Below are 12,568 nucleotides of genomic sequence, written 5' to 3'. Positions count from 1 at the left end.
CAGAGCATGATCGTGGTGACCGGGGCTACCGGGAACGTGGGCCGGCCGTTGACACAGGCGCTGGCCGAGGCGGGGCAGCAGGTGACGGCGGTGTCGCGGCACGCCGCGGCGGTCCCGGACGGCGTCCGCCACGTGGTGGCCGACCTGGCCGAGCCCGCCGGGCTGGAGCCGGCGCTCGCCGGGGCGAAGGCGTTGTTCCTGCTGCTGTCCGGCGACCTGCACGCCGTCGGCGCCGACCCGGCCGACATCGTCCGCACGGCGGTCGCCAGTGGGGTCCGCAAGGTCGTCCTGCTGTCGACGCTGGGCGTGGCGACCCGGCCGTTCGGCACGACGCGGGTGGCGATGCGCGCCCTGGAGGACGTGCTGCGCGAGTCCGATGTGGACTGGAGCATCCTGCGGCCGGGTGGGTTCGCCTCCAACGCCCTGTGGTGGGCCGAGTCCGTCCGCACCCAGCACGTCGTCGCCGCGCCCTTCGGGGACACCGGGGTGCCGGTGATCGACCCGGCGGACATCGGCGAGGTCGCCGCGGCCTGCCTGCTGGACGACCGGCACACCGGCGAGATCTACGAGCTGACCGGGCCGGCGGTGATCACCCCGCGCGGGCAGGCGGCCGCCATCGCCGACGCGCTGGGCTCGCCGGTGCGATTCCAGGAGCTGACCCGCGCCGAGGCCAAGGCCGGCATGACCCAGAGCATGCCGGGCGAGCTCGCCGACGACACCTTGGACATCCTCGGCTCGCCGAGCCCGGCCGAGCTGCGGGTCAGCCCGGACGTCGAGCGGGTGCTCGGCCGTCCCCCGCGTTCCTTCGCCGACTGGGCCGCGGAGAACATCGCCGCGTTCCGTTAAGCGGCCCGCTCACGCCGCAGCTCGGCGAGCTCCGCGCGTACGGCGCGGAGCTCTTCGAGGATCTCGCGGTTGGCCTCGGCCTGCGTCGCGGCCTGCTTGGCCTCTTCCTCGCGGATGTCCTGCCGCAGCTCGTCCTCCATACCGCTGACGACGACGGCGATGAAGAGGTTCAGCACCGCGAAGCTGGACACCAGGATGTAGACGACGAAGAAGATCCACGCCATCGGCGCCTGGACCATGATCTCCTTCGCGATGTCCGGCCACGCTTCGCCGGTCATCACCTGGAAGAGCGTGAACAGCGACGTCCCGAGGTCACCGAAGTTCTCGGGCGAGATGACGCCGAACAGCTTGGTCGCCATCACGCCCGCGACGAAGATGATCAGCGCGAGCAGCGCGGCGATCGAGGCCATGCCGGGGATCGCCGCGAGCAGCCCGGAGACGACCTTCCGCATCGACGGGACGACGGAGATCAGCCGCAGCACCCGGAGCACGCGCAGCGACCGCAGCACGGCGAACGGCCCGGTCGCCGGGATCACCGCGATGCCGACGACCAGCAGGTCGAAGACGTTCCAGTTGTCGCGGAAGAACCCGCCGCGGTAGGCGTAGAACTTCGCCAGCAGCTCGGCGACGAAGATGCCGAGCGCGATGTGGTCGAGGATGTGCAGGAGGCCGCCGTAACCGTCGATCAGCGACGTCGACGTCTCCATCCCGAGGGTGACCGCGTTGAACACGATCACGGCGATGATGAAGTTCTGGAAGCGGCGGTCCTCGAGGACCTTCGCCACCCGCTCGCGCCCGGTCAAGGCCGTCCCCCGTTGTGGTCAAGGATCAGTAAACGAGGAAAGGGTAGCCGGGCGGGTACTCAGCGCTCCTCAGGCGTTCGCGGCGCGCGGGCTGGGTGCGAGAGGGTGGGCCTCGGCGTTCCTCGCGGGCCGGCTTCCGGGCAGCCTGATTCGGTCGCCACGGCGGAGGATTCCTGCGCGACTGGCGGCGACCTGCGGGTCTTCGAGGACGGCCGCCGCAAGGACGAGACGGGTGCTCGGCGACCTGCGGGTCTTCGGGCGCGGCCGCCGCAAGGTCGTGCTGGTACTCAGCGCTCCTCGGGTGCCAGGCGCCAGAAGGCCGAGACCGGGCCGACCTTGGCGCCCATCGGGTACGCGTGCTCGACCGCGTGGGACACGAACCACTTGCCGTAGCGGGCCGCCTCGACCACTGACATGCCCTTCGCCAGGCCCGCCGTCAGCGCCGACGCCATCGTGTCGCCCGCGCCGTGCGTGTGCTGGGTCGGGTAGCGCTCACCGGGTAGCTCCACGAACGTCGAGCCGTCGAAGAGCAGGTCGACGCACTCCGGGTCGGACTGCAGGTGGCCGCTCTTCACGAGGACGTAGCGCGGGCCCATCCGGTGCAGCACCACCGCGGCGGTGTGCATGCCTTCGCGGTCCTTCACCGTCATCCCGGTCAGCAGGCGGACCTCGTCGAGGTTCGGCGTCAGCACCGTGGCGCGCGGCAGGAGCTCGTCGCGCAGGGCGTGCAGGCCGGCGTCGTCGAACAGCGGGTGGCCGTGCATGGACGCCGCCACCGGGTCGACGACGAACGGGATCTTCTCGTCGCGGCCGATCTCCGCCTTGTCGCACGCCGCCGCGACGGCGTTGATGATCTCCGCGGACGCCAGCATGCCCGTCTTGGCCGCGCCGACCCCCATGTCCGCCGCGACGGCCTCGATCTGCCCGGCCACGATGTGCGGCGGCAGGTCCGCGCGGTCGTGCACGCCCAGGGTGTTCTGCACCGTGACGGCGGTGACGGCGACCAGGCCGTGGACCCCGCAGGTGAGGAACGTGCGCAGGTCCGCCTGCAGACCGGCGGCGCCGCCGGAGTCCGATCCGGCGATGGTCAACGCAGTGGGCGGGCTCGTGGTCATGGTGGTTTCCCGACTTCTGGTCTAGGCCAACCGGCCGCTTTTCCTTCATGAGCAGTCAACCACGGTGAGACATTGTGAACATTACTCACGTTCGAAGGAGCCTGGATGAAGCTCTTCTCGGTGGCAGTCCTCACGGCGGCGCTCGTGCTCTCCGGGGCGACGGCGGCCCATGCGGACAGCCCGAAGCTCTCCCACGTCACGACCGTCGGCGTGCACAACACGTACGACCCGGCGGCCTACGACTACCTGGCCAGGGCGCTCGACGCCGGCTCGTCGCTCATCGAGCTGGACGTCTGGCCGGACTTCATCACCCACGAGTGGAAGGTCAGCCACTCGAACCCGTTGGGGAACAACAACAACTGCGTCGCGGCGACGTCGGCGTCGCAGCTGTACACCGGCGGGAAGAACAAGAACCTGGAGTACTGCCTCGACGACATCCGGATCTGGCTCGCCGCCCACCCGGGCCACACGCCGCTCACGCTCAAGCTGGAGATGAAGACCGGCTTCTCGGACAACACCGGCATGGGCCCCGACGAGCTGGATGCGACGTTCCGCTCGCACCTGGGCAGTGTCGCGTTCCGCCCGGGTGAGCTGCTCGGCAGCTACGGCACGCTCGACGACGCGGCCAAGGCGGACAACTGGCCGTCCGTGGACGCGCTGCGGGGCCGCGTGATCACCGAGATCATCCCGGGCACGGTGGAGGAGCAGAACCCGACCGACACACTGAAGACCGACGTCGAGTACGCGCGGTACCTGGTCGGGCTCAAGAACGCCGGCCGGGTCGGGGACGCCTACATCTTCCCGACCGTCCACGGTGCCGTCGGCGGTGACCCGCGGGACAAGTACACCGCCGACCTCAAGCCGTGGTTCGTGGTCTTCGACGGTGACGCCAGCGCGTGGGTCACCCAGACCGGCCCGTGGTGGTACGACGCCAACCACTACTACGTCGTGATGACCGACGGCCAGAACGTCGCGCCGGCCATCGACGCCCACAACCCGACGGTCGACCAGGCCAACCAGCGCGTCGCGGACCTGGCGAAGCAGCACGCGTCGGTGATCACGTCCGACTGGACCGGGCTCACGACGGTGCTGCCCCAGGTGCTCACCAGGGGCTGAATCCACGGGGCCGGCCTCGATCAGCTCGAGGCCGGCCCGCCGCGGCCCGCTGATGGCTCACCGGGTTTCGCCGGGCGTTCACCTCGTCGCCTCCGTGGCTCCCTAACCTCCGGGTAACTCATCCGAACCAATTTCCTGGAGGGTTCATGCGGAGACTGTTCTGCCTGGTCACAGCGTTGGTCGCGGCCGCGGGGCTGACGACCGGCGTCGCCGAAGGGGCGGCCAAAACGCCCAAGGTGCTGGTGATCGGGCTCGACGGCACGCGGTTCGACAAGCTCCTCGCCGCCGACACGCCGAACGTGCACGCGCTCGTCCAGCGCGGGTACTCGTCGCGCAGCTCGCTCTACGGCAGCGGGATGGCGCCGACGCTCAGCGGCCCCGGCTGGTCGTCGATCCTCACCGGCGTCTGGCCCGACAAGCACCTGGTCAAGGACAACGCGTTCACCGGCAACAACCTGGCCGCCTACCCGAGCTGGCTCGCGCGGGCCGAGACGGCGAACCCGGCGCTCGACACCTACGCCGCCGTCGACTGGAAGCCGATCGGGGACCGGATCCTGCGGACCGGCCAGGACCGCAAGTACGTCCTGGACGGCGATTCCGCCGGCTACGAGAACACCGACCCGCAGCTCGCCGCGGACGCCGAGAAGCACCTGAAGCAGGACAAGGCCGACGCGTCGTTCGTCTACTTCGGAGAGACGGACGAGGCCGGTCACGCCCACGGCGCGGATTCGCCGGAGTACGCCGCGACCCTGCGCTCGGACGACGCGTACATTGGCCGGCTGTTGACGGCGATCAGCGCGCGGCCGACCTACGCGTCCGAAGACTGGCTGATCATGCTGACCACCGACCACGGCCACACCGGTCCGGGCGGCCACGGCGGTGACAGCCCCGAGGAGCGCATGACGTTCGTCGTCGCGGCCGGCGGCGCGGTACCGGCCGGAACACCCGCGGTGGCGCCGAAGATCGTCGACATCGCGCCGACGGCGTTGCGGCACTTGGGAATCGCGCTTTCCCTGGACGGCTACGCGTTGGGTGCGGTGCCGGTGGACCCGTTCGATTCGGCGGTGCTGAAGTCGCGTGTGGACGAAACCGGCGTCCCGGCTTCGGTGCCGGGCTGGACGCACGACGCACCGTCGGGCTGGACGGTCCGGAACGCTTCGGCCATGCCCGCGGGTGTGACGGAGTGGCAGGGCTGGGCGTTCACGAACGACGACTTCTGGACGCGCACCGCGCCCGGGCAGGAGCGGGAGGCGAACGTGCGGTCCCGGGGGGTGTTCGCGGTGGCGGACCCGGACGAGTGGGACGACAAGGGTTCGCCGTCCTCGAAGGGCACTTTCGATTCTTCCCTGGTTTCGCCCGCGCTCACGGTCTCCGATAAGTCCACTGTGGACATCGGGTTCGTCTCGCACTACCGCCAGGACGGCACCCAGCGCGGCGCGCTGACGGTGTCCTTCGACGGTGGCGCGGAGAAGCCGATCCTGGCCTACGGCCCGGAATCCTCGTCCGCGAACCGAGGCGGCGACGTCCTGTCCCAGCCGACAACGGCCTCCGTGGCGGTCCCGGCGGGCGCTCGTTCGGCGCGGTTCACGTGGCGCCTTTATGCGGCGGGCAACAACTGGTACTGGGCGGTCGACGCACCGCACCTGGCGGCCCGCTGAGCGCACGGGTGGGGCCGGCTCACGCGCCGGGCCGGTCCCACCAGTGCGGCTGGTCGATGTCGGGCCGGTCGCGCAGCGGGAAGTAGAACGGGACGCCCAGTGCGGCCGCCAGAGCTTGGCCCTTCTCCGACGCCTCTTCGGTCGGCTGCGTGCGGCCGACGTAGGGCGGGAACATGCCCAGCGGGACCAGTTCGTGCTCCGGACGCGCCACGACGACGCACAGCGTGGGGATCCAGCCCCGCGAGTCGCCGTCCCAGATGATCTCGACCGCGAGCGGGCTCAGGTTCTGTTCGGCGACGGCGGCCAGCATCCCGGCCACCGTGACCTCCGGCGGCGGCTTCAGCAGCCCGCGTTCGTGCAGGTCACCGTTGCGGAAGCCGACCAGGCCCTGGCCTTCGGTGATGCCGGGCGCCGGCGTGAGGCCCGATTTCTCGCGCAGCGCCAGGATCGCGTGCAGGGTGTGGCCCTCGGCGAGCAGGTTGTCGATCTCGGTGCGCAGCTCGCCGGGCAGGGCCGCCCACAGCTCTTCGGGTTCCCTCACCCGCTCAGTCTGTCAGCACCCAGAACGGCGACACCGGGCCGACTCCCGCGCCGAGCGGATAGGACTCCGCAACGCAGCGCTCGATGAACTTCTTGCCCGCCGCCACCGCGTCCGGTACCGAAGCGCCCTTCGCCAGTGAGGCCGTGATTGCCGAGGCCATCGTGTCGCCCCCGCCGTGGGTGTTCTCCGTGTCGTAGCGGGGGCCGCTGAGTGAGATGACCGCGTCGCCGTCCGTCAGGAGGTCCACGCAGGTGCTGCCCTCCATGTGGCCGCCCTTGACCAGGACCCACCGGGATCCGAAGGCCAGCAACGCTTCCGCCGCTTCGCGTTGGGAAGCAGGGGACGTCACCGAGATGCCCGTCAGCAGGCGGACCTCGTCGAGGTTCGGGGTGATCAGCGTCGCGCGGGGGAACAGCTCCGTGCGGATCGCCTCCAGGGCGTCCTCGCGCAGCAGGGCGTGGCCCGTCATCGACGCCGCCACCGGGTCGACCACCAGCGGGATGTCGCCGCCGACCTCGTCGAGGGTCTTGGCCACCGCGCGGATGATCTCCGCCGTGGCCAGCATCCCCGTCTTGGCCGCGTCGACGCCCATGTCCGACGCCACCGCCTTGATCTGCGCGGCCACGACGTCGGCCGGGATCTCGGTGAAACCCTGGACGCCCAAGGAGTTCTGCACGGTGACGGCCGTCAGCGCGACCAGCCCGTGCACGCCGTGGGCGAAGAACGTGCGCAGGTCCGCCTGGATGCCCGCACCACCGCCGGAGTCGGATCCGGCGATGGTGAGGGCGGTGGGCGGAGTCACGGCTGGACCACGGGCAGGTAGACTTTGCTGCCGGATTCGGTGAACTCCGCCGACTTCGAAGCCATGCCGGCCTCGATGGCCTCCACAGTGGACAGACCGTGTTCCTCAGCGTACTTGCGGACGTCCTGCGTGATCCGCATCGAGCAGAACTTCGGGCCGCACATCGAGCAGAAGTGCGCGGTCTTGGCCGGCTCGGCGGGCAGCGTCTCGTCGTGGAACGCACGCGCCGTGTCCGGGTCGAGCGACAGGTTGAACTGGTCGTTCCAGCGGAACTCGAAGCGGGCCTTCGACAGCTCGTCGTCCCACTCCTGCGCGTACTGGTGCCCCTTGGCCAGGTCGGCGGCGTGCGCCGCGATCTTGTAGGTGATCACGCCGGTCTTGACGTCGTCGCGGTTCGGCAGGCCGAGGTGCTCCTTCGGCGTGACGTAACACAGCATCGCCGTGCCGTACCAGCCGATCTGCGCCGCGCCGATGGCCGAGGTGATGTGGTCGTAGGCCGGCGCGATGTCCGTCGTGAGTGGACCGAGGGTGTAGAACGGCGCCTCGCCGCAGAGCCGTTCTTCGAGCTCGACGTTCTCCTTGATCTTGTGCATCGGCACGTGGCCGGGGCCCTCGATCATCACCTGGACGTCGTGCGAGCGCGCGATGTGGGTCAGCTCACCGAGGGTCTCCAGTTCGGCGAACTGCGCGCGGTCGTTGGCATCGGCGATCGAACCGGGGCGCAGGCCGTCGCCCAGGGAGAACGTGACGTCGTACTGGCGCAGCAGCTCGCAGAGTTCCTCGAAGTGCGTGTACAAAAAGGACTCCTGATGGTGCGCGAGGCACCACGCGGCCATGATCGAGCCGCCGCGGCTGACGATGCCGGTGACGCGCCGCGCGGTCAGCGGGATGTAGCGCAGCAGCACGCCGGCGTGCACGGTGACGTAGTCGACACCCTGTTCGCACTGCTCGACGATGGTGTCGCGGTAGACCTCCCACGACAGCTTTTCCGGTTCCCCGTCGACCTTTTCGAGCGCCTGGTAGATCGGCACGGTGCCGACCGGCACCGGCGAGTTGCGGATGATCCACTCACGCGTCTCGTGGATCCGCTTGCCGGTGGAGAGGTCCATGATGGTGTCGGCGCCCCAGCGGGTGGCCCACACCATCTTGTCGACCTCTTCCTCGACCGACGACCAGACGGCCGAGTTCCCCATGTTGGCGTTGATCTTCACCAGGAAGTTCTTGCCGATGATCATCGGCTCGGACTCGGGGTGCCGCCGGTTGACCGGGATCACTGCGCGGCCGCTCGCGACCTCCGCGCGCACGAACTCCGGTTCGACGCGCTCGCGGGCCGCGATGTACTCCATTTCCCTGGTGACAACGCCTTTTTTGGCCCAGCCGAGCTGCGTGTTGTGCTCCCGGCCGTCGGACCAGCCGGCCCGCAGCCGGTGGAGTCCACTGTAGACGTCGATGGTGGCGTCCGGATCCGTGTACGGGCCCGAAGTGTCGTAGACGTCGAAGTGTTCACCGTTCGAGAGGTCGATCCGGCGGGCCGGAACGCGAAGCCCGGATTCCGTCTGGTGATAGACCTTGTGCGAACCGGTGATCGGACCCGTGGTGACGGAGACGTGCTTGTTTTCAAGCGTGGTCAACGACTTTCACTCCCTACGCCGGCATTACCCGGTCAGGTTCATGCGGTCGGTGACACCCGGGACAGATCCCCAGTCACCCTCTCAGCCCGCCATGGCGCGAGCTCCCGCGTTGTGGTGTTGTGCCACCGACCATGCCACGCCGGGGCGCCAGACTCAAGTCCGCTCACCTCACCCGACCAGTTCGGCGGGTGTGGCGTAGACGTCGACCATGGCTCCGTTGCGCAGCACGGTGATCGGCAGCGGGGTGCCGATCACTTCGGCGAACAGCTGCCGCTGGATGCCCTGCGCGTCCGAGACGCGGGTGCGGCCGACGGTCAGCACGAGGTCGCCCGCCCGCAGCCCGGCGCGCTCGGCGGGCCCGCCGGAGACGACTTCGCGCACCCGCAGCCCGGCCTCCTGCCCGGTCCGCTCGGCGATGTCGTCGGGCAGCGGCGCGGGCACGCCGACCACGCCGAGGTACGCGCGCCGCACCCGCCCTTCGACGACGAGCGTGTTGATGATCCGGCGCGTCGTCGAGTTGATCGGCACGGCGAGCCCGAGCCCGACGCCGGCGACCGCGGTGTTGACCCCGACGACGCGGCCGGCGGAGTCGGCGAGCGCGCCGCCGGAGTTGCCGGGGTTGAGCGCGGCGTCGGTCTGGATGACGTCCTCGATCACCCGGCCGGCGCGGCCGTGGCGCACCGGCAGTGCCCGGCCGAGCGCGCTGACGACCCCCGCGGTGACCGAGCCGGAGAAGCCGAGCGGGCTGCCGATCGCGACGACGAGCTGCCCGACGACCAGGTTGTCGGCGTCCCCGAGCACGGCGGCGGACGGCGTCTCGTCCCGCGCCCGCAGCACGGCGAGGTCCGACAGCGGATCGGCCCCGACGACGTCGAAGCGTGCTTCGCTGCCGTCGGCGAAGGTCGCGACGCCTTGTCGTTCGCCGTCGACGACGTGCGCGTTGGTCAGCAGGTAGCCGTCGTCGGCGAAGACGACCGCGGAGCCGCTGCCACGCCCGAGCTGAACCCCGGCGACGTGCGGGGTGACGGTCTTGGCGACCGTGCTGACCGAGCGCGAGTAGGCGTCCATCGCCTCGTCCATGAAGTACCTCGATTACACCGTTGCAGGTACTTCAAGTGTGCGCCGGTCACCGCGAGAAGTCCGTTCGCTGGTCGAGAACCCCGGACCAGTGACGGTCAGTGGTTCACCGATTCGGACCATGCGCCGGTGAAGGATCGGCGAGACACTGCCTGTCGCTTCCGTAACGGTGCAGAAGTGACATCACTGTGGGGTTGATATGCGCAAACTCATGGTCTCGGCCCTTGCCGGGCTGCTGGTCACCGGGCTGATACCGGCGACCGCGGCGGCACAGGGTACGGCTCCCGGCGCGCCCGGTGCCCATCCCAGCTGGCTGCCCGCGAACAAGACCGGCTTCGGTACCGCTCACGACCGCGGCAGCAACGTCTGGTTCACGCTCCAGGGCGGGCAGCTGTCCGAGGTCTACTACCCGGACCTGTCCACGCCGAGCGTCCGCTCGATGAACTTCGTCGTCACCGACGGGCGCAGCTTCGCCGACCTCGACTACGCCGAGAAGTCGCAGCAGGTCCGGCGCACCGACGACGACAGCCTGACCTACGAGCAGACCGTCACCGACGACCAGCACCGCTGGCGGCTGCGCAAGACCTACGTCACCGACCCGGCCGCGACGACCGTGCTGGTGGACGTCGACTTCCAGTCGCTGACCGGGCGGCCGTACCAGCTCTACGCCGTCGCCGACCCGGACCTGACCAACGACGGCTCCGACGACTCGGCCGCCCGCAGGGGTGACGCGCTCACCGCGTCGGACGCCACCAACGCCGCCGCGTTGACCGCGAAGCCCGGCTTCACGAAGACCAGCGTCGGCTTCGCCGGGGTGTCCGACGGCAACACCCAGCTCACGAAGACGTTCAAGCTCGCGACGTACGACACCGCCGCGAAGGGGAACGTCCTGCTCACCGGGCAGACCGCGGCCGACGGCGTGCGCAGCCGGCACGTCACCCTCGCGCTCGGCATGGGCGCGAAGGCGGCCGACGCGCTCGGCAACGCACAGGCGTCGCAGCGGCGCGGTTTCGGTGACATCACCCGCTCGTACGACCGCGGCTGGGAGCAGTACCTGCGCGGGGTGAGCAAACCGCCGTCGTCGCTGAAGACCGACAGCGAGCGCGACCTCTACAAGGCGTCGATGCTGACGCTGGCCGCGAGTGAGGACAAGCACCACCCGGGCGCGTTCATCGCGTCGCCGAGCATGCCGTGGCGGTTCGGGAACAACGACCCGGAGTGGTCGCCCTCCGGCACCTACCACCTGGTCTGGCCGCGTGACCTCTACCAGATCGCGACCGGCCTCGCCGCCGGTGGCGACACGGCGGCCGCGAGCCGCGCGGTGACGTACATGTTCGGCACGCAGCAGCAGGCCGACGGGCACATGCCGCAGAACAGCCGGGTCGACGGCGTGCCGTACTGGACGTCCGTCCAGCTCGACGAAACCGCTTTCCCGATCGTGCTGGCCCAGCAGCTCGGGCGCACCGACGTCTGGCCCGGCGTGCGCAAGGCGGCCGACTTCCTGTTGTCCTACAAGGGTCCTGATGGTCAGGCGTCGCCGTGGACCCAGCAGGAGCGCTGGGAGGAGCAGGACGGCTGGTCCCCGTCGACGATCGCGTCGGTGATCGCCGGGCTCGTCTGCGCGGCGGACATCGCCTCGCACAACGGCGCGGCGGCGGATGCCGCTCGGTACCTCGCCGCGGCCGACAAGTTCAAGGCCGACCTGCCCAAGCAGACGATCACCACGAACGGGCCGCTGTCGAAGGACCCGTACTTCGTCCGGCTGACCAAGGACGGCAACGCGAACGCCGGGACGACGTACAACCTCGGCAACTCCAGCGTGACGATGGACCAGCGTGCGGTCACCGATGCGGGCTTCCTCGACCTGGTGCGCCTCGGCGTCTACCGCGCCGACGACCCGGTGATCGTGAACAGCGTTCGCGTCACGGACAAGGAGATCTCGTTCACCACGCCGACCGGCCAGTTCTGGCACCGCTACACGAAGGACGGCTACGGCGAGCAGGCCGACGGTTCGCCGTGGGACTACACGTTCCCGGCCGAGAGCCGCACGACGTTCGGCCGGCTGTGGCCGCTGCTGGCCGGCGAGGGCGGCGAGTACGAACTGACGCTCGGCCAGCCCGGGGCGGCCGCGCGGCGGCTGCGTGACCTCGGCCGGGTGAGCAGCTCGGCGGAGACCATGCCGGAGCAGGTGTGGGACGAGAACCCGCCGTCGGGCCAGACGGGTTTCCCGGCCGGCACCCCGAACACCTCGGCGACGCCGCTGGCCTGGACGCACGCGCAGTACGTCCGCCTGGCCTGGGACGTCGAGGCGGGCTCGACCCTGGAGACGCCGAAGGTGGTCCGCTGCCACTTCCTCGGCTGCTGAGCCTCCGGGGGACGGCGGTCGTCGTCAGATGACGGCGCCGTCGTCCTCCGGGGTGCGCGGCGGGAGCCACGAGAGGCCGGGAACGCCCCACTTGTTGGACTTCAGCATCTTCTTCGCGGCGCGGGCGTGGCGCCCGACGAGCCGGTCGAGGTAGATGTAGCCGTCGAGGTGGTCGGTCTCGTGCTGCAGGCAGCGCGCGAAGTAGCCGGTGCCCTCGACCTCGATCGGGTTGCCTTCGATGTCGGAGCCGGTCACCTTCGCCCACGACGCGCGGCCGGTCGGGTACGACTCGCCGGGCGCCGAGAGGCAGCCCTCCCAGTCGTCGTCCGGGTCCGGCATGGTCTCCGGGATCTCCGACGTCTCGAGCTTCGGGTTGACGACGACGCCCTTGTGGCGGACGCCCTCGTCGTCCGGGCAGTCGTAGACGAACACCCGCAGGTCGAGGCCGATCTGGTTGGCGGCCAGGCCGACCCCCTCGGCGGCGTACATCGTCTCGAACATGTCGTCGGTGAGGGTGCGCAGCTGCTCGTCGAACTCGGTGATCTCCCGAGTCGGGTTGTGCAGCACGGGGTCGCCGGCGATCCGGATGGCGTGGACGGTCACGAGCGGGCAGT

Annotated in this window: 11 protein-coding genes and 1 riboswitch; of the genes, 4 read left to right on the top strand and 7 right to left on the bottom strand. The window is 70.1% G+C overall.

From position 1 onward, the window contains the following. The first annotated feature begins 6 nt into the window (after positions 1 to 6). On the top strand, positions 7 to 846 hold the full coding sequence (locus VA596_RS05870) for an SDR family oxidoreductase (RefSeq protein ID WP_323324285.1): 840 nt from the start codon (positions 7 to 9) through the stop codon (positions 844 to 846). Here the strand turns inward: VA596_RS05870 and VA596_RS05865 are convergent. Continuing rightward, entirely contained in the window at positions 843 to 1,649 is an 807-nt protein-coding gene (locus VA596_RS05865) for an ion transporter (RefSeq protein ID WP_323324284.1), read from the bottom strand. The two genes, VA596_RS05870 and VA596_RS05865, sit on opposite strands and share 4 nt — an antisense overlap. Positions 1,650 to 1,936: 287 nt before the next feature. After that, the gene (gene thiD / locus VA596_RS05860; protein ID WP_323324283.1) at positions 1,937 to 2,764 is read right to left on the bottom strand and encodes a bifunctional hydroxymethylpyrimidine kinase/phosphomethylpyrimidine kinase; all 828 of its coding nucleotides are present in this window, start codon (positions 2,762 to 2,764) and stop codon (positions 1,937 to 1,939) included. Between the two features lie 105 nt (positions 2,765 to 2,869). Between thiD (VA596_RS05860) and VA596_RS05855 the strand changes: the two genes are divergently transcribed. Continuing rightward, positions 2,870 to 3,880 carry a phosphatidylinositol-specific phospholipase C domain-containing protein gene (locus VA596_RS05855; RefSeq protein WP_323324282.1) on the top strand — a complete coding sequence of 337 codons (1,011 nt, stop codon included), beginning with the start codon at positions 2,870 to 2,872 and terminating at the stop codon, positions 3,878 to 3,880. Positions 3,881 to 4,026: 146 nt separating this feature from the next. Continuing rightward, positions 4,027 to 5,538, top strand: coding sequence for an alkaline phosphatase family protein (locus VA596_RS05850; RefSeq protein ID WP_323324281.1), 1,512 nt, complete (start codon positions 4,027 to 4,029; stop codon positions 5,536 to 5,538). A gap of 19 nt (positions 5,539 to 5,557) precedes the next feature. Here the strand turns inward: VA596_RS05850 and VA596_RS05845 are convergent, their stop codons facing one another. The 4 genes from VA596_RS05845 to VA596_RS05830 all read right to left on the bottom strand — a co-directional run bounded on the left by VA596_RS05845 (position 5,558) and on the right by VA596_RS05830 (position 9,592). Beyond that, positions 5,558 to 6,079 carry a hypothetical protein gene (locus tag VA596_RS05845; protein ID WP_323324280.1) on the bottom strand — a complete coding sequence of 174 codons (522 nt, stop codon included), beginning with the start codon at positions 6,077 to 6,079 and terminating at the stop codon, positions 5,558 to 5,560. Between the two features lie 4 nt (positions 6,080 to 6,083). Next, positions 6,084 to 6,881: a bifunctional hydroxymethylpyrimidine kinase/phosphomethylpyrimidine kinase gene (thiD, locus tag VA596_RS05840; protein ID WP_323324279.1), complete on the bottom strand. Its 798-nt coding sequence runs from the start codon at positions 6,879 to 6,881 to the stop codon at positions 6,084 to 6,086. Further along, positions 6,878 to 8,512, bottom strand: a complete 1,635-nt coding sequence (gene thiC / locus VA596_RS05835) for a phosphomethylpyrimidine synthase ThiC (RefSeq protein ID WP_323324278.1) — start codon at positions 8,510 to 8,512, stop codon at positions 6,878 to 6,880. The genes thiD (VA596_RS05840) and thiC overlap by 4 nt, the downstream gene beginning before the upstream one ends. After that, positions 8,506 to 8,630: riboswitch (TPP riboswitch) on the bottom strand. It overlaps the preceding gene by 7 nt. Before the next feature lie 50 nt (positions 8,631 to 8,680). Beyond that, positions 8,681 to 9,592 (bottom strand): S1C family serine protease, encoded by a 912-nt coding sequence (locus VA596_RS05830; protein WP_323324277.1) that lies wholly within the window; start codon positions 9,590 to 9,592, stop codon positions 8,681 to 8,683. A gap of 196 nt (positions 9,593 to 9,788) precedes the next feature. Here VA596_RS05830 and VA596_RS05825 point away from each other — a divergent pair, with 196 nt between their 5' ends. After that, positions 9,789 to 11,954 carry a glycoside hydrolase family 15 protein gene (locus tag VA596_RS05825; RefSeq protein WP_323324276.1) on the top strand — a complete coding sequence of 722 codons (2,166 nt, stop codon included), beginning with the start codon at positions 9,789 to 9,791 and terminating at the stop codon, positions 11,952 to 11,954. Between the two features lie 24 nt (positions 11,955 to 11,978). Here the strand turns inward: VA596_RS05825 and VA596_RS05820 are convergent, their stop codons facing one another. Next, positions 11,979 to 12,557: a peptide deformylase gene (locus tag VA596_RS05820; RefSeq protein ID WP_323324275.1), complete on the bottom strand. Its 579-nt coding sequence runs from the start codon at positions 12,555 to 12,557 to the stop codon at positions 11,979 to 11,981. Positions 12,558 to 12,568: the final 11 nt, after the last annotated feature.

It is taken from the genome of Amycolatopsis heterodermiae (genome assembly GCF_034929455.1).
Lineage (GTDB): Bacteria > Actinomycetota > Actinomycetes > Mycobacteriales > Pseudonocardiaceae > Amycolatopsis > Amycolatopsis heterodermiae.
This window is presented reverse-complemented; position numbering and strand designations above follow the sequence as displayed.